The organism is Pseudomonas sp. G3-39 (genome assembly GCF_054790485.1).
The window spans coordinates 5,668,440-5,690,462 of sequence record NZ_CP186497.1; the positions used below are offsets into that span (position 1 = coordinate 5,668,440).

General features: G+C 61.9%; 21 protein-coding genes and 1 other RNA gene. 10 read left to right on the forward strand and 12 right to left on the reverse strand.

All coding sequences use genetic code 11. The features are described from left to right. Positions 1–18 precede the first annotated feature (18 nt). Positions 19–1,173 (reverse strand): acetylornithine deacetylase, encoded by a 1,155-nt coding sequence (argE, locus tag ACOYXG_RS25640; RefSeq protein ID WP_460354708.1) that lies wholly within the window; start codon positions 1,171–1,173, stop codon positions 19–21. Between the two features lie 156 nt (positions 1,174–1,329). Between argE and ACOYXG_RS25645 the strand changes: the two genes are divergently transcribed. Continuing rightward, positions 1,330–2,700 carry a CYTH domain-containing protein gene (locus ACOYXG_RS25645; RefSeq protein ID WP_027610504.1) on the forward strand — a complete coding sequence of 457 codons (1,371 nt, stop codon included), beginning with the start codon at positions 1,330–1,332 and terminating at the stop codon, positions 2,698–2,700. Between the two features lie 89 nt (positions 2,701–2,789). Here ACOYXG_RS25645 and ACOYXG_RS25650 read toward each other — a convergent pair whose 3' ends face one another. Further along, positions 2,790–3,254 carry an Lrp/AsnC family transcriptional regulator gene (locus ACOYXG_RS25650; RefSeq protein WP_027610503.1) on the reverse strand — a complete coding sequence of 155 codons (465 nt, stop codon included), beginning with the start codon at positions 3,252–3,254 and terminating at the stop codon, positions 2,790–2,792. 126 nt (positions 3,255–3,380) lie between these two features. Between ACOYXG_RS25650 and ACOYXG_RS25655 the strand changes: the two genes are divergently transcribed. From ACOYXG_RS25655 to ACOYXG_RS25665, 3 genes are all read left to right on the forward strand, one after another. Further along, the gene (locus tag ACOYXG_RS25655) at positions 3,381–3,719 is read left to right on the forward strand and encodes a hypothetical protein (protein WP_096796142.1); all 339 of its coding nucleotides are present in this window, start codon (positions 3,381–3,383) and stop codon (positions 3,717–3,719) included. A gap of 90 nt (positions 3,720–3,809) precedes the next feature. Continuing rightward, positions 3,810–5,594: a GspE/PulE family protein gene (locus ACOYXG_RS25660; RefSeq protein ID WP_460354713.1), complete on the forward strand. Its 1,785-nt coding sequence runs from the start codon at positions 3,810–3,812 to the stop codon at positions 5,592–5,594. A gap of 65 nt (positions 5,595–5,659) precedes the next feature. Continuing rightward, on the forward strand, positions 5,660–5,980 hold the full coding sequence (locus tag ACOYXG_RS25665) for a DUF2388 domain-containing protein (RefSeq protein WP_169843014.1): 321 nt from the start codon (positions 5,660–5,662) through the stop codon (positions 5,978–5,980). Positions 5,981–6,167: 187 nt separating this feature from the next. Here ACOYXG_RS25665 and gcvP read toward each other — a convergent pair whose 3' ends face one another. Beyond that, positions 6,168–9,041: an aminomethyl-transferring glycine dehydrogenase gene (gene gcvP / locus ACOYXG_RS25670; protein ID WP_460354716.1), complete on the reverse strand. Its 2,874-nt coding sequence runs from the start codon at positions 9,039–9,041 to the stop codon at positions 6,168–6,170. A 156-nt stretch (positions 9,042–9,197) separates the two neighbouring features. On the opposite strand from gcvP, the gene ACOYXG_RS25675 reads away from it, so the two are divergent. Further along, complete coding sequence (locus ACOYXG_RS25675; RefSeq protein ID WP_096796140.1) at positions 9,198–10,340, forward strand: DegT/DnrJ/EryC1/StrS family aminotransferase; 1,143 nt, start codon at positions 9,198–9,200, stop codon at positions 10,338–10,340. A gap of 56 nt (positions 10,341–10,396) precedes the next feature. Here the strand turns inward: ACOYXG_RS25675 and gcvH are convergent, their stop codons facing one another. From gcvH to ACOYXG_RS25715, 8 genes are all read right to left on the reverse strand, one after another. After that, complete coding sequence (gene gcvH, locus ACOYXG_RS25680; protein WP_027610498.1) at positions 10,397–10,780, reverse strand: glycine cleavage system protein GcvH; 384 nt, start codon at positions 10,778–10,780, stop codon at positions 10,397–10,399. A 49-nt stretch (positions 10,781–10,829) separates the two neighbouring features. Further along, on the reverse strand, positions 10,830–11,912 hold the full coding sequence (gene gcvT / locus ACOYXG_RS25685) for a glycine cleavage system aminomethyltransferase GcvT (protein ID WP_097089577.1): 1,083 nt from the start codon (positions 11,910–11,912) through the stop codon (positions 10,830–10,832). A 156-nt stretch (positions 11,913–12,068) separates the two neighbouring features. Next, positions 12,069–13,685 carry an ABC transporter permease gene (locus ACOYXG_RS25690; RefSeq protein ID WP_460354721.1) on the reverse strand — a complete coding sequence of 539 codons (1,617 nt, stop codon included), beginning with the start codon at positions 13,683–13,685 and terminating at the stop codon, positions 12,069–12,071. Positions 13,686–13,884: 199 nt separating this feature from the next. Continuing rightward, entirely contained in the window at positions 13,885–14,889 is a 1,005-nt protein-coding gene (locus ACOYXG_RS25695; RefSeq protein WP_460354724.1) for an extracellular solute-binding protein, read from the reverse strand. Positions 14,890–15,109: 220 nt separating this feature from the next. After that, a complete protein-coding gene (locus ACOYXG_RS25700) occupies positions 15,110–16,327 on the reverse strand; it encodes a 2-octaprenyl-3-methyl-6-methoxy-1,4-benzoquinol hydroxylase (RefSeq protein WP_460358551.1) in 1,218 nt (405 codons plus the stop codon). Positions 16,328–16,436: 109 nt separating this feature from the next. Beyond that, positions 16,437–17,624 carry a 2-octaprenyl-6-methoxyphenyl hydroxylase gene (gene ubiH / locus ACOYXG_RS25705; protein ID WP_460354727.1) on the reverse strand — a complete coding sequence of 396 codons (1,188 nt, stop codon included), beginning with the start codon at positions 17,622–17,624 and terminating at the stop codon, positions 16,437–16,439. Continuing rightward, positions 17,621–18,955, reverse strand: coding sequence for a Xaa-Pro aminopeptidase (gene pepP, locus ACOYXG_RS25710; RefSeq protein WP_183782965.1), 1,335 nt, complete (start codon positions 18,953–18,955; stop codon positions 17,621–17,623). Before pepP ends, ubiH begins: the two co-directional genes overlap by 4 nt. Before the next feature lie 27 nt (positions 18,956–18,982). Beyond that, on the reverse strand, positions 18,983–19,543 hold the full coding sequence (locus ACOYXG_RS25715; protein ID WP_103368192.1) for a YecA/YgfB family protein: 561 nt from the start codon (positions 19,541–19,543) through the stop codon (positions 18,983–18,985). 134 nt (positions 19,544–19,677) lie between these two features. Here ACOYXG_RS25715 and ACOYXG_RS25720 point away from each other — a divergent pair, with 134 nt between their 5' ends. From ACOYXG_RS25720 to ACOYXG_RS25735, 4 genes are all read left to right on the forward strand, one after another. Continuing rightward, positions 19,678–19,887: a TIGR02449 family protein gene (locus ACOYXG_RS25720; RefSeq protein ID WP_047597101.1), complete on the forward strand. Its 210-nt coding sequence runs from the start codon at positions 19,678–19,680 to the stop codon at positions 19,885–19,887. Then, positions 19,884–20,201, forward strand: a complete 318-nt coding sequence (locus ACOYXG_RS25725) for a cell division protein ZapA (protein ID WP_007967943.1) — start codon at positions 19,884–19,886, stop codon at positions 20,199–20,201. The genes ACOYXG_RS25720 and ACOYXG_RS25725 overlap by 4 nt, the downstream gene beginning before the upstream one ends. 30 nt (positions 20,202–20,231) lie before the next feature. Further along, a non-coding RNA gene (ssrS, locus tag ACOYXG_RS25730) (6S RNA) lies at positions 20,232–20,410 on the forward strand. An 80-nt stretch (positions 20,411–20,490) separates the two neighbouring features. Next, complete coding sequence (locus ACOYXG_RS25735) at positions 20,491–21,096, forward strand: 5-formyltetrahydrofolate cyclo-ligase (RefSeq protein WP_103368191.1); 606 nt, start codon at positions 20,491–20,493, stop codon at positions 21,094–21,096. A gap of 35 nt (positions 21,097–21,131) precedes the next feature. Here ACOYXG_RS25735 and ACOYXG_RS25740 read toward each other — a convergent pair whose 3' ends face one another. After that, positions 21,132–21,287 carry a hypothetical protein gene (locus tag ACOYXG_RS25740; protein ID WP_003229308.1) on the reverse strand — a complete coding sequence of 52 codons (156 nt, stop codon included), beginning with the start codon at positions 21,285–21,287 and terminating at the stop codon, positions 21,132–21,134. A 197-nt stretch (positions 21,288–21,484) separates the two neighbouring features. On the opposite strand from ACOYXG_RS25740, the gene ACOYXG_RS25745 reads away from it, so the two are divergent. Further along, the gene (locus tag ACOYXG_RS25745) at positions 21,485–21,934 is read left to right on the forward strand and encodes an EVE domain-containing protein (RefSeq protein WP_115988661.1); all 450 of its coding nucleotides are present in this window, start codon (positions 21,485–21,487) and stop codon (positions 21,932–21,934) included. Positions 21,935–22,023: the final 89 nt, after the last annotated feature.

The following is a 22,023-nucleotide window of genomic DNA, read 5'->3' on the forward strand; positions in this document are numbered from 1 at the left end:
CGCTCCCACAGGTGGACATCATCGCTTGTCCGGGTTCAGGCAGTAATGTTCAATCAACTGCCGCAATAGATGCACGGTAGGCTGCAAACGTGACATTTCAAGGTATTCGCCGGGCTGGTGTGCACAGGCGATGTCGCCAGGGCCGAGCACGATGGTTTCGCAGCCAAGGCGCTGAAGATAAGGCGCTTCGGTGCCGAACGCTACTGCTTCGGCACTATGACCGGTGAGCTTTTCAGCGATGCGCACCAATTCGGCGTCTTCGGCCTGCTCAAACGACGGCACTTCCGGGAACAACGGCTGGTAGTCGATCTTCACCTGATGACGTTCCGCAACCGGATTGAGCTTGCGCAGGATTTCCGCACGCAGGACTTTCGGGTCCATGCCCGGCAGCGGACGCAGGTCGAACTCCAGCGAACACTGGCCGCAAATGCGATTCGGGTTGTCGCCGCCATGAATACAGCCGAAGTTCATGGTCGGTTGCGGCACGCTGAACTGCGGGTTGTTGAATTCACGCTGCCACAACAGACGCAAACCGCGCAGCTCGCCAATGGCATCGTGCATCGCTTCGAGGGCGCTGTGACCCAGACGCGGATCCGACGAATGGCCGCTCTGCCCGAGGATATCGATGCGCTCCATCATGATGCCCTTGTGCATGCGGATCGGTTTGAGCCCGGTCGGCTCGCCGATCACCGCCGCACGGCCCAGTGGCTTGCCGGCCTCGGCCAGCGCCCGGGCACCGGACATCGAGCTCTCTTCATCACAGGTGGCGAGGATCAGCAGCGGTTGCTTGAACGGCTGGTCGAGCAGCGGCTGCACGGCCTCGATGATCAGCGCGAAAAAGCCCTTCATGTCGCAACTGCCCAGCCCGACCCAGCGGCCATCGACTTCGGTGAGTTTCAGCGGATCGGTCTGCCACAGCGCATCGTCATAAGGAACGGTATCACTGTGCCCGGCCAGTACCAGGCCGCCAGGCCCGCTGCCAAAACTGGCGAGCAGGTTGAATTTGCCGGGGCTGACCTGCTGGATATCGCAGCTGAAGCCCAGATCACCCAGCCAACCGGCAAGCAAATCGATCACCGCCCGGTTGGACTGATCCAGGCTCGGTTGGGTGCAACTGACCGATGGTGCGGCGATCAGTGCAGCGAACTGGTCTTGCATGGATGGCAAAGGCATCGCTGACTCCAACTCCCGATTTGAAGTCCATCATAGAGCCATCCGGCGCTCGGAATAAACCGCCGCAGGGCGTAGGAAGTTTGAGTCCTGTACACTGCACGGCCTTGGCAGCCACACATTCCCCCGGCTGCGCTCCCGATCCTGGATTTTCCGGCCATGCAGAAAGAAACCGAAATCAAACTCCGCGTCAGCCGCGAAACCCTCGCGGCCCTGCGCGAGCACCCGCTACTGAAAAAACGCAACAAAAATGGCTGGGAACGCCGTGAGTTGATGAACCAGTACTTCGACACCCCCGAGCGCGATCTGGCTCAAGCCAAAGTCGCCCTGCGTCTGCGCAAGGACGGTGACGAAGTGATTCAGACCCTCAAGACCCGCGGCCAGAGCGTGGCCGGTCTGTCCGAGCGTAACGAGTACGACTGGAAGTTGCCCAAAGCCAAGCTCGACGTGAAGAAACTCGACGGCGAATGCTGGCCCGAGGCGCTGGCCGAGCTGGACAAGAAAACCCTGAAACCGATCTTCACCACAGATTTCGTCCGCGAGCGTGCGGAAATCGCCTGGGGCCGCGGCAAGGCCAAAGTGGTGATCGAAGCCGCGCTGGACCTCGGTCACGTGGTGGTCGGCAAACAGAAAGAAGAAATCTGCGAGCTGGAACTGGAACTGCGCGAAGGTGAGCCTGCCGCGTTGCTGGAATTGGCCGCCGAACTGGCCGAAACCCTGGCCCTGATGCCGTGCGACATCAGCAAGGCCGAGCGCGGCTACCGTCTGTACGACGCCAACAGCTACTCGCTGAGCCTGCCCGCGCCGCAACTGACCCCGGAAACCCAACTCGACGACGCCTTCGCCGCGCTGGCCTGGCACTTGCTCGGCAGCAGCCAGCGTCTGGCCGAACAATATCGCTTCAACGGCCACTGGCGCCTGCTGCAGGACTGGGTCGAGAACCTCGCGGAAATGCGCGCCCTGCTCAGCAGCCTCGGCCAGGCCGCACCGCGTCCGGCCACTCACGACCTGCGCGTGGCGCTGGACGCATTGCTGGAAGACTGGCGCCCACTGGTTCAGGTCGGTATCGAAGACGAAGACGTACGCAAGGCCGCGCCGGAGCAATTCCTCGAAGAACTGGAAGACCCACGCTGGGGCCTGTTCTCGCTGACTGTTTCGCGCTGGCTGCTGGCCCGCACCTGGGCCGCCGAGCGCAACACCCGCGGCAATCGTCAGGGCGCCGCGCAACTGCACAGCTGGCTGCCGCGCATGCTCGGCGAAGAAGCCACGTCCCTGCAACTGCAGCGCTATCAGCAGCAGCCGGAAGATCTGGCCGAGCAACTGCCGCGCATCGAACGCATCCAGGTCTGGCTGCACCATGCGCGTAACGTGCTGGAGATCGCGGAAATGGATCGCCTGTACGGCGAGCTGAACAAACTGGCGCAACTGGCCAACGAACCGACCATCACTGACGAACTGCTCGATGCGCGCAAGCAGCAGGCGATTGCGGTTTATCAGAATCGTGCGTGGAAAATGCTGCTGCGCATGTAAAACCGCTTTCGCGAGCAGGCTCGCTCCCACATTGGAATGCAATCCCCTGTGGGAGCGAGCCTGCTCGCGAAGAGGCCATCTGCCTTACCTCAGACAGGCAAGCTTGTTGTGGACTTGATCTCCGACAGCGCCACAATCGAGTTCACCTCCTGAATCCCTGGCACCAGCGACAGCTTTTCGAAGAAGAATCGCTCATACGCCTCGATGTCCGCCGCGACAATCCGCAACAAAAAATCCACCGCACCCATCAGCACATAACACTCCAGCACTTCCGGAAAACCGCGAATCGCCTCGGTGAATTCGGTGAAGTTCGAACGCCCGTGGGCGTTGAGTTTGATCTCGGCGAAGATCTGCGTGTTCAGGCCGATCTTCTTGCGATCAAGCAAGGTCACCTGCCCGCGAATGATCCCCTCCTCCTTCATCCGCTGAATCCGCCGCCAGCACGGCGACTGCGACAGTCCCACCTGCTCGGCGATCTGCGCGCTGGACAGTGACGCGTCCTCTTGCAGCAAGGCGAGAATCCGCCGGTCGTAGCTGTCCAGCTCGCTGTGCATAACCAATCCTCAAAGTGATCATTTTTCGAATCGTTCTAGTCGATCAATCCGCGAATCCGCTCATCTTAGACAAGAAATGCCCGACACCGAATGTAAAAATTCCTCCACTGACTCTGGAGACCGGACATGCCTCACCTCGAAGCCGTGAATACCCCTGCGCCCCGCGCCGATGTGTGGAACGTCAACAACGCGCACTGCTGTGCGCGTTATCAGTTGCTCGCCGAAGCCGAGCCGGATCTGTTGGTGCGGGTGCTGAATCTGTTTGCGCTGCAATTCCTCACGCCGCAACAGGTCCACGTCGAGCGGCTCGACGATCTGCTGTCGATCGATATCGTCATTGACGGTCTGAGCTGGCATCGCGCCCAGGTGATTGCGGAAAAACTTCGTAACCTGATCAGCGTCTGCTCGGTGAACCTGCAAGACGCCGACACGGCGTGGGCTGCGCCGGCCCAGGCGTCCGGCTGACAAATCCGGCAACGGCTTTATCGGGTAGTGGCCCAACAGTCTGCGGGGCCACGACTATCCTTTGCGCACAGTCGTTCAAAAGGAGCCCGCATGTCCGTTCAACTCGCCACTCAGGACCGCTGGCTGGATCTCAACGATGTGTTGCGTGAGCTGGTCGCCCAAGGCTTTATCAGCCAGGACTCGGCGGAGCAGGCGCTCAACGCCCGGCGCCGCCATGCGACCCACGGCCAGCAACATCCGCTGGAGTTCATCGCCAGCCAGCAACTGGATGACCTCAGCCGTCCAGGCAAACATCTGGACCTGGAAAGCCTGACCCTATGGCTGGCGCAGCAGGCCGGCCAGCCGTACCTGCGCATCGACCCGTTGAAGATCAACGTAGCCGCAATCACCCCGCTGATGTCCTACGCCTTTGCCCAACGGCACAAGATTCTTGCGGTAGCGGTCGACCGCGATGCGGTGGTGGTCGCCAGCGCTCAGCCTTACGTCACCGGTTGGGAGGCCGACCTGACCCATGTGCTGAAGCTGCCGATCAAACGGGTGGTCGCCAACCCGGCGGATATCCAGCGCTTCAGCGTCGAGTTCTTCCGCCTCGCCAAATCGGTCAGCGGCGCCAACAACGCCGATCAGCAAAACGGCAACCTCGGCAACTTCGAACAACTGCTCAACCTCGGCGCCAGTGATCAGGAGCCGGACGCCAACGACGCGCACATCGTCAACATCGTCGACTGGCTGTTCCAGTACGCCTTCCAGCAGCGCGCCAGCGATATCCACATCGAACCGCGCCGCGAACAGGGTACCGTGCGCTTTCGCATCGATGGCGTGTTGCACAACGTCTATCAATTCCCGCCGCAGGTGACCATGGCGATCGTCAGCCGCCTGAAAAGCCTCGCGCGGATGAACGTCGCCGAGAAGCGCAAACCCCAGGACGGCCGGGTCAAGACCAAGACCCCGGACGGCGGCGAAGTGGAACTGCGGCTCTCAACGCTGCCCACCGCGTTTGGCGAAAAAATGGTCATGCGGATCTTCGACCCGGAAGTGCTGCTCAAGGACTTCGATCAGTTGGGCTTTTCCGCCGATGACCTGCGCCGCTGGCAGGACATGACCCGCCAGCCCAACGGCATCATCCTGGTCACCGGGCCGACCGGTTCGGGCAAGACCACCACGCTCTACACCACGCTGAAGAAACTGGCGACGCCGGAGATCAACCTCTGCACCATCGAAGACCCGATCGAAATGGTCGAGCCGGCGTTCAACCAGATGCAGGTCCAGCACAACATCGACCTGAGTTTCGCCGCCGGGGTACGCGCGCTGATGCGGCAAGACCCGGACATCATCATGATCGGCGAGATTCGCGACCTGGAAACCGCGGAAATGGCGATTCAGGCTGCTCTCACCGGCCATCTGGTGCTGTCGACCCTGCACACCAACGATGCCCCCAGCGCGATCAGTCGGCTATTGGAACTCGGCGTGCCGCACTATCTGATTAAAGCCACGGTGCTCGGGGTCATGGCCCAGCGTCTGGTGCGCACCCTGTGCCCGCACTGCAAGGCGCCGCTGACGCTGGAAGAGGAAGACTGGCAAACCCTGACCCGGCCCTGGCAGGCGCCGCTGCCGGGCAATGCGCAACGCGCTATCGGTTGCCTGGAGTGTCGCGACACCGGTTATCGCGGACGCGCCGGGGTCTACGAAATCATGCAGTTGAGCGATAGCCTCAAAGCGCTCATCACCCCGGACACCGACCTCACCGCCATCCGCCGGCAAGCCTTCAAGGAAGGCATGCGCAGCCTGCGCCTGTCGGGTGCGCAGAAGGTCGCGGCGGGGCTGACCACCCTCGAAGAAGTGCTGCGGGTGACACCGCAGAGCGAGCAGAAATAGGCCACTACGGAACCGGATTGGCGAATCGTTATCCAACGCCGTAGTTAACCCCCAGGAGTCACTCAATCATGCGTCTCAAACTTGCTGTCGCCACCCTTGCCTTGCTGTCCCTTCCCGTTGGTTCAGCGATGGCCGACAGCTTTTGGCGTAACGTCATTTCGTCCGGCGCCACCACCGGTTCGACCTACCTGACCTTCAAGGATCACAAGCTAATCGTTGCCGCACAGGACGATGCGGGTAGCTTCGTCGCCAGCGATGGCGGCATCCGTGGGCCGTACCTGGAAGCAGCGATGCAGAAAGTCCGCGCCGACAATCCGGGCCTGCAGGCCACGGACATGGAACTGGCGAATGCGATTCTGGCGAAGAACGCAGTGGCCTCCGAGTAAGCAGGGCGCCAACAAAAATGCCGCTCGATCGAGCGGCATTTTTTTGCCCGTAATGTCGAACTCACCACACCCACCTGTGGGAGCGGGCTTGCTCGCGAAGGCGGTGGGTCAGACACATGTATTTCTCTGACACGACGCCTTCGCGAGCAAGCCCGCTCCCACAATGGCTCTGCGTGTTGCCTGAAGATCAGCGGTAATCGTCTACCGGGACGCAGGCACAAAACAGATTGCGATCCCCATAGACGTTATCCACCCGATTCACCGCCGGCCAATACTTGTGCGCCTTGGTGTGTGCATCCGGGGTGATGCCCTGCTCGATGCTGTAAGGCCGCTCCCAGACTCCGGTGACGTCGGCCAAGGTATGTGGAGCACGCTTGAGCGGGTTGTCTTCCGCCGGCCAGTTGCCGTTCTGCACTTCGGTGATTTCCGCGCGGATGCTCAGCATCGCGCCGATAAACCGGTCGAGTTCGGCCTTGGACTCGCTCTCGGTTGGCTCGACCATCAACGTCCCTGGCACCGGGAATGACATGGTCGGCGCATGGAAACCATAGTCCATCAGGCGCTTGGCGACGTCCTCTTCACTGATCCCGGTCTGCGCCTTCAACGGCCGCAGATCAAGAATGCATTCATGGGCCACCCGCCCGTTGCGCCCGGTGTAGAGCACCGGGAATGCGCCGGATAAATGCTGCGCCAGATAGTTCGCCGCGAGGATCGCCACTTCGCTGGCATCCGCCAGTTGCGGCCCCATCATCGCGATGTACATCCAGCTGATCGGCAAAATGCTCGCACTGCCCCACGGCGCCGCGCTGACCGCGCCGTTCTGTGGCAGCGGGCCGTCAATCGGCACCACCGGGTGATTGGCAACGAACGGCGCCAGATGCGCACGAATACCGATCGGCCCCATGCCCGGCCCGCCACCGCCGTGGGGAATGCAGAAAGTCTTGTGCAGGTTCATGTGCGACACGTCGGCGCCGATGTCCGCCGGCCGCGCCAGCCCGACCTGCGCATTGAGATTGGCGCCGTCCATGTACACCTGCCCGCCGTGCTGGTGGATAACTTCGCAGATCTCGCTGATACCCTCCTCATACACGCCGTGAGTCGATGGATAGGTCGCCATCAGGCACGACAACTTGTCCCCCGCCTCGGCAGCCTTGGTTTTCAGATCGCCCAGATCGACGTTGCCGGCCTCGTCGCACTCGACGATCACCACGCGCATCCCGGCCATCTGCGCCGAGGCCGGGTTGGTGCCATGGGCCGAGGAGGGGATAAGGCAGATATCCCGCGCGCCCTGCTGCCGGCTCTCGTGATATTTGCGAATCGCCAGCAGCCCGGCGTACTCGCCCTGAGCGCCGGAATTGGGCTGCATGCAGATCGCATCGAACCCGGTGATCGCGCACAACCAACGCTCCAGTTCTTCAATCATCAAGGTGTAACCGACCGCCTGTTCCCGTGGCGCGAACGGGTGCAGATTGGCGAACTGCGGCCAGGTGATCGGGATCATCTCGCTGGTGGCGTTGAGTTTCATGGTGCAGGAGCCCAGCGGGATCATCGACTGGTTAAGCGCCAGATCCTTGTTCTCCAGTTGCTTGAGGTAGCGCAGCATCTCGGTTTCGCTGTGATGCGCGTTGAACACCGGGTGGCGCAGGTACGGCGTGTTGCGCTGCAGCTGGTCGGGAATGCCGGAAACCAGTGCTTCTGCGTCAATGTCGTCGACGTTCAAACCATGATCGGCACCGAGCAGCACATCGAACAGCTTCGCCACCGTGTTTTCATCGCACGTCTCGTCGAGGCTCAACCCCACTCGGCCACGGCCGAGAATCCGCAGGTTGATCTGCGCGGCCCTGGCACTGTCAGTGATCGCGGTCTGCGCACCACCCACCTCCAGCGTGAGGGTGTCGAAAAACTGTGCGTTGATCCTTTGGATGCCATGGCGCTCAAGGCCCGCCGCCAGGATGCAGGTCAAGCGGTGCACGCGCTGGGCGATGCGTTTCAAGCCTTGCGGCCCGTGATACACCGCGTAGCAACTGGCGATGTTGGCCAGCAGCACCTGCGCGGTGCAGATATTCGAGTTGGCCTTCTCGCGGCGAATATGTTGCTCACGGGTTTGCAGGGCCATGCGCAACGCGACGTTGCCACGAGCGTCTTTCGACACGCCGATGATCCGTCCCGGAATCGCCCGTTTGTACTCCTCACGGCTGGCAAAAAACGCTGCGTGCGGGCCACCGTAGCCCATCGGTACGCCAAAGCGCTGGGACGAACCGAACACCACGTCCGCGCCCAGTTCACCCGGCGGTGTCAGCAGCAACAGGCTCAGCAGATCGGTGGCGACACACGCTAACGCCTGCTGCGCGTGCAACTGATCGATGACCGGACGCAGATCACGGATCTCGCCGTGAGTGTCGGGATACTGCAGCAACGCGCCGAACACCTGATGCTGGTTGAGGTTATCCACAGCGTCGATGATCAGCTCGAAGCCGAAACCTTCGGCGCGGGTCTGCACCACGGAGATGGTTTGCGGATGACAGTTCTCATCGACGAAAAACAGATTGCTCTTCGACTTCGCCACCCGCTTGGCCAGCGCCATGGCTTCTGCAGCGGCGGTGGCTTCGTCGAGCAACGAGGCGTTGGCCAGTTCAAGCCCGGTGAGGTCGATGGTCAGTTGCTGAAAATTCAGCAACGCTTCGAGACGGCCCTGGGCGATCTCCGGTTGATACGGGGTGTAGGCGGTGTACCAACCGGGATTTTCCAGCACATTGCGCAGGATGACCGTCGGCGTGAGCGTGCCGTGGTAGCCCATGCCGATCAGGCTGGTCCAGACCTGATTCTGCTCGGCGTAACTGCGCAGCTTGGCCAGCGCCGCCTGCTCATCAAGGGCCGGCGGCAAGTCCAGCGCCCGATTCAGGCGAATGCCCGGCGGCACCGTCTGCTCGATCAGTTCGACCCGGCTGCCCAGACCGAGGCTGTCGAGCATCGCCTGTTGTTCGGCGGCGTCGGGGCCCAAATGGCGGCGCAGAAAGGCTTCGGGGTCGCGTAACTGGCTCAAGGATGGCAACTGGGACATGACGGGCTCTCTCTTGGCTGGCGCTCGGCGTCAATGCAACACGGTCAAACCAGCATAGCAGCCGATCCCGACGCGCACGGCTTGGCGGCAGAGGGGGTTCCGGGGCATGCTGTAGCGCCTGCATCAGGCGTCCAACCTTCGGATGATCCAATCCTCATGAACCAACTGCCGTTCCTGCCGTTTTCCAAACCTGTCATTGATGAAGCCACGATTGCCGCCGTCGGCGATGTGCTGCGTTCCGGCTGGATCACCAGCGGGCCGAAGGTCCAGGCCTTTGAAGCACAGTTGTCGGAATACTTCGGCGGACGCCCGGTGCGCACCTTCAACTCCGGCACCTGCACCATGGAAATCGCCTTGCGCATCGCCGGCATCGGGCCGGGTGACGAAGTGATCACCACGCCGATTTCCTGGGTCGCCACCGCCAACGTGATCCTCGAAGTCGGCGCCACACCAGTGTTTGCCGACATCGATCCGGTGACCCGCAACATCGATCTGGACCAGTTGGAAGCGGCCATCACCCCGCGCACCAAAGCGCTGATTCCGGTGTACCTCGCCGGTCTGCCAGTGGATATGGATCGGCTATATGCCATCGCGCGCAAACACAATCTGCGTATCGTCGAAGACGCCGCTCAGGCCCTGGGTTCGAGCTGGAACGGCCAGCGCATCGGCGCCACCGGCGATTTCGTGTCGTTCAGCTTTCAGGCGAACAAGAACGTCACCTGCTCCGAGGGCGGCTGCCTGGTGCTGAACACCCCGGAAGAGGCGCGGCTGGCGGAGAAGTACCGCCTGCAGGGCGTGACCCGCAACGGCTTTGATGGTCTGGACGTCGATGTGCTCGGTGGCAAGTTCAACATGACCGACATCGCCGCCACCATCGGTCTGGGTCAATTCGCCCATATCGAGGCGCTGACCGCCCATCGTCAGGAACTGGCCCGGCACTACTTCAAATGTTTTGGCGATGACTTTGAAGCGACTTATGGCGCCCAACTGCCACCGGCGGACTTTACCCAGAGCAACTGGCACCTGTTCCAACTGGTCCTGCCGGAGCGCAAGGACGGCTTGCCGGCCCGCGCCACGTTCATGGAGCAGATGCAGGCCAAAGGCATCGGCATCGGCTATCACTACCCGCCGATCCACTTGCTGAGCCTGTACCGCGAGCGCGGGTTCAAGGAAGGCATGTTGCCAGTTGCCGAGCGCGTTGGACGCTTGATCGTGTCATTGCCGATGTTCACCACCATGACCAAGGACGACGTCGAGCGTTCGGTGGCGGCAGTGAAAGCGGTATTGCGCGACGCCTGATCGACGCCTACAAAAAAGCCCCGAGAGATCGGGGCTTTTGCAGTCTTACAGTCTGCTTATTCGCCGATGGCAGCCTTGTAGGCAGCAGCGTCCAGCAGCTTGTCCAGCTCGGCCTTGTCGCTTGGCTTGAGCTTGAAGATCCATGCGGCGTACGGATCGTTGTTCAGCTCTTCCGGCGAGTCAGCCAGCGTTTCGTTGACCGCGATCACTTCACCGCCGATCGGGGAGTAGATGTCGGACGCGGCCTTCACCGACTCGACAACACCGGCAGCCTCACCGGCAGCAAACACCTTGCCGACTTCGGCCAGTTCAACGAACACCACATCGCCCAGCGCTTCCTGCGCGTGATCGCTGATGCCCACGGTAACGGTGCCGTCGGCTTCCAGGCGTGCCCATTCATGACTTTCGGCAAAACGCAGTTCAGCGGGGATATTGCTCATGCTCGGTGTCCTCAAGAAAATTGTCAGCGGTCAGGCCCGCCGGAAAAGGTCAGATCAAGGTTTTACCATGGCGCACGAAGGTCGGTTTGACCACTCGTACCGGATACCACTTGCCACGGATTTCCACTTCGGCGCGGTCGGCGGTAGCCATCGGTACACGCGCCAGGGCAATCGATTTGCTTAGCGTAGGAGAGAAACTACCACTGGTGATCTCTCCTTCGCCAACATCGGCGATACGAACCACTTGATGGGCGCGCAAAACACCGCGCTCCTCAAGCACCAGACCCACCAGTTTGTGCGCAACGCCGGCGGCTTTTTCCGCTTCCAGCGCCGAGCGACCGATGAACTGCCGCGAGGCCGGTTCCCAGGCGATGCTCCAGGCCATATTGGACGCCAGCGGCGAGACATCCTGATGAATGTCCTGGCCGTAGAGGTTCATCCCGGCTTCGACCCGCAGGGTGTCGCGGGCACCGAGGCCGATTGGCGAAATGCCGGCACCGACCAGATCGTAGAAGAACCCCGGGGCCTGATCGGCCGGCATGGCGATTTCCAGGCCGTCCTCACCGGTGTAACCAGTACGCGCAATAAACCAGTCGCCATCGACTTCGGCTTCGAACGGCTTGAGGTGATGGATCAGTGCCGCGCGGGACTGGGTCACCAGTTCGGCAATCTTGTGCCGGGCCTGCGGGCCTTGAATGGCGAGCATTGCCAGATCCTGACGCTCGTGCAATTGCACGTCGTAACCGGCGACCTGCGCCTGCATCCAGGCCAGATCCTGATCGCGGGTGGAGGCGTTGAACACCAGGCGATAACGGTCTTCGAGGCGATAGACGATCATGTCGTCGACGATGCCGCCACGTTCGTTGAGCATCGTGCTGTAGAGCGCACGGCCGGGGCGGTGCAGGCGCTCGACGTCATTGGCCAGCAAATGCTGCAGCCAAGCCTTGGCCTGTGGGCCATCAACGTCGATAACGGTCATATGGGAAACATCGAACACCCCGCAATCGCGGCGCACCTCGTGGTGTTCCTCGACCTGCGAGCCGTAATGCAGTGGCATGTCCCAACCGCCAAAATCGACCATCTTCGCGCCGAGGGCGAGATGCAGGTCATACAGAGGCGTACGCTGTCCCATGGGTTTCTCCTTCCGGGCGTGGCGAAGGTGCGGACAGCCGCTGTACGGGGTGAAAGCCGCGAAATAGAAGGCTTTCAGCCGATTTCAGCGAACGGGTCTGTCAGACGAACCGCACCGAATGCCGCGCATTGTAGCCGCATGATTCAGGGCTGACGACTAAGTGTTTCGGTGCGCCGAGCGGCGGATCAGGCCGATGACCGGTAACAGGCCGACGAACACCAGGGTCAGCGCCGGCAGCGATGCCCGCGCCCATTCCCCTTCACTGGTCATTTCGAAGATCCGCACCGCCAGCGTGTCCCAGCCAAACGGGCGCATCAGCAGGGTCGCGGGCATTTCCTTGAGCACATCGACGAACACCAGCAACGCCGCGCTCAGTGTGCCGGGCAGCAACAGCGGCAGATACACTTTGAAAAACAGTCGCGGCCCACTGACACCCAGACTACGTGCCGCTTCGGGCAATGAAGGCCGTATACGCGCCAGACTGTTTTCCAGTGGTCCGTAGGCCACCGCGATAAAGCGCACCAGATAGGCCATCAGCAACGCCGCCAGACTGCCCAGCAGCAATGGTTTGCCGGCGCCGCCGAGCCAGCCCGACAGCGGAATAACCAGTTCGCGGTCGAGATAACTGAACGCCAGCATGATCGACACCGCCAGCACCGAACCCGGCAGCGCATAACCAAGATTGGCCAGACTGACCCCGGAACGGATTGCCCGGGTCGGCGCCAGACGTCGGGCAAACGCCAGCAGCAGCGCGACGCTGACGGTGATCAACGCCGCCATGCCGCCCAGATACAGGGTGTGCAGGATCAGCCCGGCATAACGCTCATCGAGATCGAAGCGCCCGCGCTGCCAGAACCATACGAGCAGTTGCAGCAACGGAATCACGAACGCGCAGGCAAACACCAACGTGCACCAGCCGGTCGCCGCGAACGCCTTTAGCCCACGCAGCTGATACAACGCCTTGACCCTGGGGCGCTCGTTGCTCGCCCGGTTGGCGCCACGGGCGCGCCGCTCTCCGTACAGCACCAGCATCACAACCAGCAACAACAGGCTCGCCAGTTGTGCGGCGCTCGGCAGGCTGAAGAAGCCGTACCAGGTCTTGTAGATGGCGGTGGTGAAGGTGTCGAAGTTGAACACCGACACCGCGCCGAAATCCGCCAGCGTCTCCATCAGCGCCAGCGCCACACCGGCGCCAATCGCCGGACGCGCCATCGGCAACGCCACCCGCCAGAACGCCTGCCATGGCGATTGCCCGAGTACCCGCGCCGCCTCCATCAAGCCTTTGCCCTGCGCGAGAAACGCGGTGCGCGCCAGCAGGTAGACGTAGGGATAAAACACCAGCACCAGTACCACAATCACCCCGCCGGTGGAGCGCACGCGCGGCAGGCGCAGGCCGCTGCCGAACCACTCACGCAGCAGGGTCTGCACCGGGCCGGCAAAGTCCAGCAGACCGACGAAGACAAACGCCAGCACGTAGGCCGGGATGGCGAACGGCAGCATCAGCGCCCAGTCGAGCCAGCGCCGTCCGGGAAACTCGCAGAGGCTGGTGAGCCACGCCAGACTGACACCGAGCAGCGTCACACCGACGCCAACGCCGAGCACCAGCGTCAGGGTGTTGCCGAGCAGGCGCGGCATCTGGGTTTCCCACAGGTGCGACCAGATCTGCTGATCGATGGTCTGCCACGACAGCAGCAGGACACTCAGGGGCAACAGCACCAGCGCGGCAATGGCGAGGACGATGGGGTACCAGCGGCGTTGGGCGGGGTGGGCCAAGGGGGTTCTCTAATAAATCGTGGATCGGCGCAAGCGTAACGCCAGCCCCAATTGTGGCGAGGGGATTTATCCCCGATGGGGTGCGAAGCACCCCCAATGTCGTCAATCAAGGCGTACTGATACACCGCGGGCGTAGCCTTTACGAATGCTGCGCATCCGATCGGGGATAAATCCCCTCGCCACAGGATATAACCAGGTTTTAGTTCCAACCCGCCCGATCCATCATCCGGATCGCTTCCGCCTGACGCTTGCCCGCCACTTCCACCGGCAAGGTGTCAGCGACGAACTTGCCCCACGCCGCCACTTCTTCCGAAGGTTTCACTGCCGGGTTGGCCGGAAACTCCTGGTTGACGTCGGCGAAGATTTTCTGCGCTTCAGGTGTGGTCATCCATTCGACCAGCGCCTTGGCTGCTTCCGGGTGCGGTGCATGTTGGGTCAGGCCGATACCGGACAGGTTTACATGCACGCCGCGGTCGGCCTGATTCGGCCAGAACAGTTTCACCGGCAGGTCGGGCTTCTGCTTGTGCAAACGACCGTAGTAGTAGGTGTTGACGATGCCGACGTCGCACTGCCCGGCGTTGATCGCCTCCAGCACCGCAACGTCGTCGGAGAACACATCGGTGGACAGGTTGTTGACCCAGCCCTTGAGGATCTTCTCGGTCTTCTCGGCGCCGTGCACTTCGATCATGGTCGCGGTCAGCGACTGGTTGTAGACCTTCTTCGCCGTGCGCAGGCACAGACGCCCTTCCCAATTCTTGTCGGCCAGCGCTTCGTAGGTGGTCAGCTCGCCTGGTTTCACCCGTTCGGTGGAATAGGCGATGGTCCGCGCGCGCAGGCTCAGGCCGGTCCAGGCGTGGCTGGAAGAGCGGTATTGCGCGGGAATGTTGGCGTCGATGGTCTTCGAGGTAAACGGCTGCAGGATGCCCATCTGCTCGGCCTGCCAGAGGTTGCCGGCATCGACGGTCAGCAGCAGGTCAGCGGTGGCGTTTTCGCCCTCGGCCTTGATCCGCTGCATCAGCGGCGCTTCCTTGTCGGTGATGAACTTGATCTTCACCCCGGTTTTCGCGGTGTAGGCGTCGAACACCGGTTTGATCAACTCATCGATACGCGAGGAGTAGACCACCACCTCGTCGGCGGCCTGGGCGGCAGTGCTGCCGATCAGGGTCAGGGCCAGTGCGGTCAGGAGACGCTTGGGTGCCAACATGGGAGTGATCTCTCGGTCGGAAAATGTGGGCCAAATGATAAGGACTCACATTTACCAGCTCAATCGAACACTTGGGCAAGGAGTTACCAGATGTTGCACAAGCTGAAATTCATGGCGTCGGTTCTGGCCCCTTCGCGAGCAAGCCCGCTCCCACCCTTGAAATGCATTCCAATGTGGGAGCGGGCTTGCTCGCGAAGGGGCCATCAGCCTCAAACAGATCTCAGGGTTTGGCCAGTACCGGCAGATCCCCGGTCAACCCCAGCGCCTCACGCACAAACAACGCCTTGGCCTCCGGCATCTGCTCCACCAGTTTCAATCCGGCGTTGCGCAACCAGCGCACCGGCAACGGGTCAGCCTGGAACAGACGCTCGAAGCCCTCCATCGCCGCCATCAATGCCAGGTTGTGCGGCATGCGCCGACGCTCGTAACGACTCAGCACTTTCACGTCCGCCAGCCGTTCGCCGCGTTCCGCCGCCTGCAACAACACTTCAGCCAGCACCGCCGCATCGAGGAAACCCAGGTTCACCCCCTGCCCGGCCAACGGGTGAATGGTGTGCGCGGCGTCGCCGATCAGTGCCAGGCCTTCGGCCACATAGCGTTTGGCGTGGCGTTGACGCAACGGCACACACAGCCGTGGATCAGCACTGACGACTTCGCCCAGGCAACCTTCGAAGGCTCGCTCCAGCTCACTACAGAATGCGGTTTCATCCAGCGCCATCAGGCGTTCGGCTTCACTCGGCGTGGTCGACCAGACGATCGAGCACCAGTCCTGCTGCCCGTCACGCTCCAACGGCAGAAACGCCAGCGGCCCGTGATCGGTGAAACGCTGCCACGCTGTCATCCGGTGCGGCTTGCTGCTGCGCACGCTGGTGACGATGGCGTGGTGCAAGTAATCCCACTCGCGGGTGGCGACGCCGGTCAGACGGCGCACCGCCGAATTCGCACCGTCCGCCGCAATCACCAGCGGCGCACGCAACTGCCGACCATCGGCCAGGGTCAGCAGCCAGTCGTCGCCGGAGCGACGCATCTGTTCCAGCCGTGCGTTGGCCAGCATGCCCAGATCGCAATCGTGCAAGCGATCGAGCAAGGCATCCTGCACCACACGGTTTTCGACGATATGACCGAGCACTTGGGCATGCACACTGCTCGCCGAGAAATGAATCTGCCCGGTGCCGCTGCCGTCCCACACGTGCATGTCGGTGTAGGGGCTGCTGCGGCGCTTGGCGATGCCGTCCCAGACGCCAAGGCGTTCGAGTATCCGCTGGCTGGCCGCCGACAAGGCGCTCACTCGCGGCTCGAACGGCGCGGCGGCGTCGAACGGTTTGACGCTCAGCGGGCTGCCGTCGAGCAGCAACACTTCCAGGCCGCTGTCCTGCAACGCCAACGCGAGGGCGCTGCCGACCATTCCGGCTCCGACAATCAGCAGATCTGCGCGCATTTCCATGCTTTAAGCCTGTCTCGCTGGCGGCATGCGCCGCTCGTAAAAGGTTTTAGCGAGCGCGCCAGTTGGCGGCGCGCTGCTGAAAGTGAAAGTGCCGACCCGCCGCTCAAGCATCCGGCCGCGTCCCCAGCCCCATGGCCTGACGAGCAAACCAGCGCTTGGCCGGTGGCAACAGATCGAGACCGAGCAGGCCGATGTTGCGGCCCAGCGAGACCAGCGGCTGGGTGCTGCCGAAAAGCCGGGTGACCTGATCGGAGAAGCCCACGGTGAGCTCCTGATCCAGACGCTGCCGCTCGCGATAGGCCTGCAAGGTGGCGAAGTCGCCCAGCGGCTGGTCACTGGCGAGCAGTGCGGCGGCCAAGGCATCGGCGTCGCGCAGGGACAGATTGAAACCTTGTCCGGCAATCGGGTGCAGGCTGTGCGCGGCATTGCCGAGTACGGCCAGATGCGAGCGTACTTGCTCTTCGGCCTCGACCAGCGACAACGGATACAAATGCCGCGCGCCGACCTGTTTCAAGGTGCCGAGGCGGTAGCCGAACACACCCTGCAGTTCGCTGAGGAAATCGCGCTCGCTGAGGTCTGCCAGGCGTTGCGCATCCATGCCCAGGCGGGTCCAGACCAGTGCGCAACGGTTGTCCGGCAGCGGCAGCAAGGCCATCGGCCCTTCGTCGGTGAAGCGCTCGAAGGCCATGCCGTTGTGTGATTCGCTCGGGGTGATGTTGGCGATCAGCGCGCTCTGGTTGTACGGACGCTTGCGCACGTTGATGCCCAGTTGCTCGCGCAAACCGGAACGGCCGCCGTCCGCCAGCACCGCCAGATCGCACTCGACGGTGGTTTCATCATTGAGGGTCAGGCGATAGCCGTCAGGCAGCGGCTCCATGCGCGTGACTTCCGCCGGGCAGCGCCAGCTGATCACGTCTTTATCCAGGTGCTGCCACAGGCACTGGCCGAGCCAGGCGTTTTCCACCACGTAGCCCAAGGCCGGCACGCCCTCTTCCATCGCCGACAGACGGGCGGTGGAGAAGCGGCCACGGTCGGACACGTGAATCTGTTTGATCGGCTCGGCGCGGCGGGAGATTTCCTGCCACACGCCCAGCCGTTGATAGATCTGCCGCGAACCGAAGGACAGCGCCGACGAACGCGCGTCGTAGCTCGGCTGCCAGCTGTCGCCGGGGGCGAACGGTTCGATCAGGACGATTTTCCAGCCGCGGGCCTTGGCCCCGGCCTGCAAGGCCAACGCCAGACTGGCGCCGACCAGGCCGCCACCGATGATTGCCAGATTGACTCGACTCATGCCGCGTGTGTCCGTGCTTGCGCCATCAGCGCTTCGATTTCGGCAACGGTTTTCGGTACGCCGCTGGTCAATATTTCACAACCGGTCTTGGTCACTACCACGTCATCCTCGATGCGCACGCCAATGCCGCGCCATTTCTTCGCTACGTGCTGGTTGTCCGGGGCGATGTAGATGCCCGGCTCCACGGTCAGCGCCATGCCGACCTCCAGCACCCGCCATTCGCCGCCGACTTTGTACTCGCCAACGTCATGTACATCCATGCCCAGCCAATGGCCGGCACGGTGCATGTAAAACGCTTTATAGGCTTCGGTCGCGATCAACTCATCGACCTCGCCTTGCAGGATTCCGAGCTTGACCAGACCTGCGGTAATCACCCTGACCGTGGCTTCGTGCGCCTGATTCCAGTTTTTGTTCGGGGCGATTTCAGCGAATGCGGCTTCCTGCGAGGCCAGCACTAGTTCGTAAATCGCTTTCTGCTCGGCGGAAAACTTGCCGTTGACCGGCCAGGTGCGGGTGATGTCGCTGGCGTAGCAGTCGATTTCGCAACCGGCGTCGATCAACACCAGATCACCGTCCTTGAGCAGCGCGTCATTCTGCTGGTAATGCAGGATGCAACTGTTGCGCCCGGCGGCGACGATGGAACCGTAGGCCGGCATCTTCGCCCCGCCCTTGCGGAATTCGTAATCGAGTTCGGCTTCCAGGCTGTATTCGTACAGTCCCGGCCGGCTGGCCTGCATCGCGCGGATATGCGCCTGAGCGGAAATCCGCGCGGCTTCGCGCATCACCTTCACTTCTGCCGCCGATTTATACAGGCGCATGTCGTGCAACAGGTGATCCAGGGCAACGAATTCGTTCGGTGGCTGGGCGCCGAGGTGCGCTTTGGAGCGGATCACGTTGATCCAGTCCATCAGATGGCGGTCGAACTCCGGGTTGCTGCCCATCGCCGAATACACCCGGTCGCGGCCTTCGATCAGGCCCGGCAGGATGTCGTCGATGTCGGTAATCGGGAACGCGTCGTCAGCGCCGTAATCACGGATTGCGCCTTCCTGGCCGGCGCGCAGGCCGTCCCATAACTCGCGTTCGGCATTGCGCTCGCGGCAGAACAGCACGTACTCGCCGTGCTCGCGGCCGGGCATCAGGACGATGACGGCTTGCGGCTCGGGGAAACCGCTGAGGTACTGAAAGTCGCTGTCCTGACGGTAGACGTGCTCGACGTCGCGGTTGCGGATCGCCACTGCGGCGGCGGGCAGGATCGCGATGCTGTTGGGTTCCATCTGCGCCATCAGGGCCTTGCGGCGACGGCTGTATTCCGCTTTGGGGATATGGGTCATGGGCAGATGGCTTTCCCTGGCACGCGATTAATGCAGCGACGGCTTGGCGGCTGGCGGCACGTCGGTTTTCCTGGTTTCCGAGAACAGCAGCAGCGGCGCGACGCGCAGGTATTCCATGACTTCCATGTAGTCGCTTTCGCCGTCTTCGGATTCTTCCAGAGCGTCTTGCACCTGGGAGATCGCCGCCAGATCCTGCAGCACTTCGGTGGCTTCAGTGCTGAGCATGCTGCTGTCGCGGCAGTTCAGGCCGAAACCGCTGAGAAAGCCCTGGCACCATTGGCCCAGTGCGGCGGCGCGGTCGGCCAGGGGCGCGTCATCGGTCGGCAGCAGCAGAACGACGGTGACGTCGCTGCCGGTCAACTCACCCTTGACCATCTCTTGCAGGCCGATCAGGGCGTTGCGGACGTTGTCCTGTGGCTCGTTTTCCAGAAGTTCGGCGGCATCGATCAGCCACTCGTCGGCGTTGAAGCCGGCACCGGCGCAGCTTCGGCCGAGCAGCAGGCCGTGCAGTTCGGCAGGCGAGACGTTGTGGCCGCTGGACGTCAGCAGGGTGGCAAAGGCTTGGTACGGGGAATTCGCAATGGTCATGGGCAGCTAGGCGCCAGACGGCGCTATGTCTAGAATGAAGGCCTTGTATCCTACATCGACAGACTCGCCAAGACTATTAAAGGCTGTCCGCCAGCCAGGCGCCTGCCGCCCATCAGATGAATTCAGTGGACACAATGGAAGACACCGACCTGCAAGCGCTGATGGCCAGACTCGAAAAGCTGATTAGCCGAGTCGAGCAACTAAAGAGTCAAAACGCACTCTTACTAGCTCAGGAAAAGACCTGGCGCGAGGAACGCGCTCACCTCATTGAAAAAAACGAAATCGCCCGGCGTAAGGTCGAATCGATGATTTCGCGCCTCAAGGCCCTGGAGCAAGACTCATGAGTTCAAGCAATAGCGTTACCGTGCAGATCCTCGACAAAGAATATTCGATCATCTGCCCCCAGGAAGAACGCAGCAATCTGGTCAGCGCCGCCCGCTACCTGGACGGCAAGATGCGCGAGATCCGCAGCAGCGGTAAAGTCATCGGCGCCGACCGTATTGCGGTGATGGCTGCGCTGAACATCACCCACGACCTCTTGCACAAAGAAGAGCGCCCGGACATCCAGGCCAGCGGCTCGACCCGTGAACAGGTGCGCGACTTGCTCGATCGTGTCGATCTGGTGCTGGCCGACGATCCGGACATCAGCAAGGGCTGATTCGCCAGGCCGCTTGAGGTATACTCGCCGCACTCCCTGGGGTGCTTGCCAGTTGACGATGTCCCTGAGCCGATTTGCACTACCCTGGAGGTTGCACGTTGGGCTGGTGTGCATGTCCGCCAGACGGAAAGCCTTAAAGTCTACTGCATCCTCCACCTTGAACTTTCGGGTTCAAGGGCTAAGTTGACAGCGGTTCATCCGGGGAGCCTGATTCGAATCCGATGCCGGTTTTTGCCGGCATCGGATTTTTTATGCGTGCGTTTTCGCCCTCACCTGCCGAAGCCGAACCATGACCGAACCTGCGCTGCTGCCCCGCCCGCAACTCCGCCGCCTGCTGCGCAAGGCGCGCCGCGCGCTGACGGCCGGTGAACAACGACAGGCCGCCAAAGGCCTGTTCCGCCAACTGGCGCAAGACCCGCATTTCCGCCGGGCGAAACACATCTCTCTGTATCTGCCCACCGACGGTGAAATCGACCCGCGCCTGCTGCTGCGTGAAGCCCAGCGTCGCGGCAAAGCCACGTATCTGCCGGTGCTCAGCACCTGGCCGCGAACCAAAATGGTGTTCCAGCGGATTCGCCCCGGCGACAAGCTCAAGCCCAATCGCTTCCGTATTCTTGAGCCTCGGGCCAATCTGGCTCATCAGCGCAAGATCTGGACCCTGGACCTGGTGTTGTTGCCACTGGTGGGGTTTGACGATGTTGGCGGACGCCTGGGGATGGGCGGCGGTTTCTATGATCGCAGTCTGGCGTACCTGGCCCGGCGCAAGAACTGGCGCAAGCCGACGTTGCTGGGCCTGGCCCATGAATGTCAGAAGGTCGAACGCCTGGCGCAGGCCAGCTGGGATGTACCGTTGCAGGGCACGGTCACCGATAAGGCGTGGTATTTCGCAGGATAGACGCCGCGCAGATCAGCGGCGTCGGGAAGGCAGTTTCAGCGCTTGAAGGCAGTCGACTGTTGGACCTGTTGCGCGACTTCAACCGGAGCATCGGTCTTGCTCGTCCACAGACTTTGCGCATAACCGGTGGTTACGACGCCAAGGCCGAACAAAATAACCAAAGTCCATAGCAAATCCGGTTTGCGTTTCATCGATTGCCCCCCTCAAGGCACATCATCACGATGACAGCAGCGGTTTCCGTTCGTAGGCCGTGCAGCAGCGTCAAGCTTTAAAGGCCGGCATTTTGCGACAACGTGAACCCGGGCGCAAATGCTGACGTCAACCGACCGTCGGTTTGTCATAAAATTGCCCGACAACCTGCCCAATGACCGCTTGAGGAGCAAAAGACATGGCCTATTGGCTGATGAAATCCGAGCCCGACGAACTCTCGATCAAAGATCTGGAGAAACTCGGCAAAGCGCGCTGGGACGGGGTTCGCAACTATCAGGCGCGCAACTTCCTGCGGGCGATGGCGGTGGGCGATGAGTTCTTTTTCTACCACTCCAGTTGCCCGGAGCCGGGTATCGCCGGAATCGGCAACATAATCGAGGCGGCGTACCCGGATCCCACCGCACTGGAACCCGAGAGCCATTACTTCGACCCGAAGGCCACACCCGAGAAAAACGCCTGGAGTGCGATTGATGTGGCACACGTCGAGACGTTTGCCCGGGTGCTGAAGCTCGATTACCTGAAACAGCAGACTGCGCTGGCCGAAATGCCGCTGGTGCAAAAAGGCAGTCGCCTGTCGGTGATGCCGGTGACGGCCGAACAGTGGGCCGCCGTACTCGGTTTGCGCTGAGAACTCGCCAGTCACGGTTTTTACCGGCAAAAGGGGCTAGGCTTGGCGCTCATTTGACTGACATCAAGCGAATGGAACGCTTGAACAGT

Coding starts and splice junctions, on each gene's coding strand:
- argE (WP_460354708.1), bottom strand. CDS start 1,173: ATGCCTTTGCCATCCATGCAAGACCAGTTCGCTGCACTGATCGCCGCA.
- ACOYXG_RS25645 (WP_027610504.1), top strand. CDS start 1,330: ATGCAGAAAGAAACCGAAATCAAACTCCGCGTCAGCCGCGAAACCCTC.
- ACOYXG_RS25650 (WP_027610503.1), bottom strand. CDS start 3,254: ATGCACAGCGAGCTGGACAGCTACGACCGGCGGATTCTCGCCTTGCTG.
- ACOYXG_RS25655 (WP_096796142.1), top strand. CDS start 3,381: ATGCCTCACCTCGAAGCCGTGAATACCCCTGCGCCCCGCGCCGATGTG.
- ACOYXG_RS25660 (WP_460354713.1), top strand. CDS start 3,810: ATGTCCGTTCAACTCGCCACTCAGGACCGCTGGCTGGATCTCAACGAT.
- gcvP (WP_460354716.1), bottom strand. CDS start 9,041: ATGTCCCAGTTGCCATCCTTGAGCCAGTTACGCGACCCCGAAGCCTTT.
- ACOYXG_RS25675 (WP_096796140.1), top strand. CDS start 9,198: ATGAACCAACTGCCGTTCCTGCCGTTTTCCAAACCTGTCATTGATGAA.
- gcvH (WP_027610498.1), bottom strand. CDS start 10,780: ATGAGCAATATCCCCGCTGAACTGCGTTTTGCCGAAAGTCATGAATGG.
- gcvT (WP_097089577.1), bottom strand. CDS start 11,912: ATGGGACAGCGTACGCCTCTGTATGACCTGCATCTCGCCCTCGGCGCG.
- ACOYXG_RS25695 (WP_460354724.1), bottom strand. CDS start 14,889: ATGTTGGCACCCAAGCGTCTCCTGACCGCACTGGCCCTGACCCTGATC.
- ACOYXG_RS25700 (WP_460358551.1), bottom strand. CDS start 16,327: ATGCGCGCAGATCTGCTGATTGTCGGAGCCGGAATGGTCGGCAGCGCC.
- ubiH (WP_460354727.1), bottom strand. CDS start 17,624: ATGAGTCGAGTCAATCTGGCAATCATCGGTGGCGGCCTGGTCGGCGCC.
- pepP (WP_183782965.1), bottom strand. CDS start 18,955: ATGACCCATATCCCCAAAGCGGAATACAGCCGTCGCCGCAAGGCCCTG.
- ACOYXG_RS25715 (WP_103368192.1), bottom strand. CDS start 19,543: ATGACCATTGCGAATTCCCCGTACCAAGCCTTTGCCACCCTGCTGACG.
- ACOYXG_RS25720 (WP_047597101.1), top strand. CDS start 19,678: ATGGAAGACACCGACCTGCAAGCGCTGATGGCCAGACTCGAAAAGCTG.
- ACOYXG_RS25725 (WP_007967943.1), top strand. CDS start 19,884: ATGAGTTCAAGCAATAGCGTTACCGTGCAGATCCTCGACAAAGAATAT.
- ACOYXG_RS25735 (WP_103368191.1), top strand. CDS start 20,491: ATGACCGAACCTGCGCTGCTGCCCCGCCCGCAACTCCGCCGCCTGCTG.
- ACOYXG_RS25740 (WP_003229308.1), bottom strand. CDS start 21,287: ATGAAACGCAAACCGGATTTGCTATGGACTTTGGTTATTTTGTTCGGC.
- ACOYXG_RS25745 (WP_115988661.1), top strand. CDS start 21,485: ATGGCCTATTGGCTGATGAAATCCGAGCCCGACGAACTCTCGATCAAA.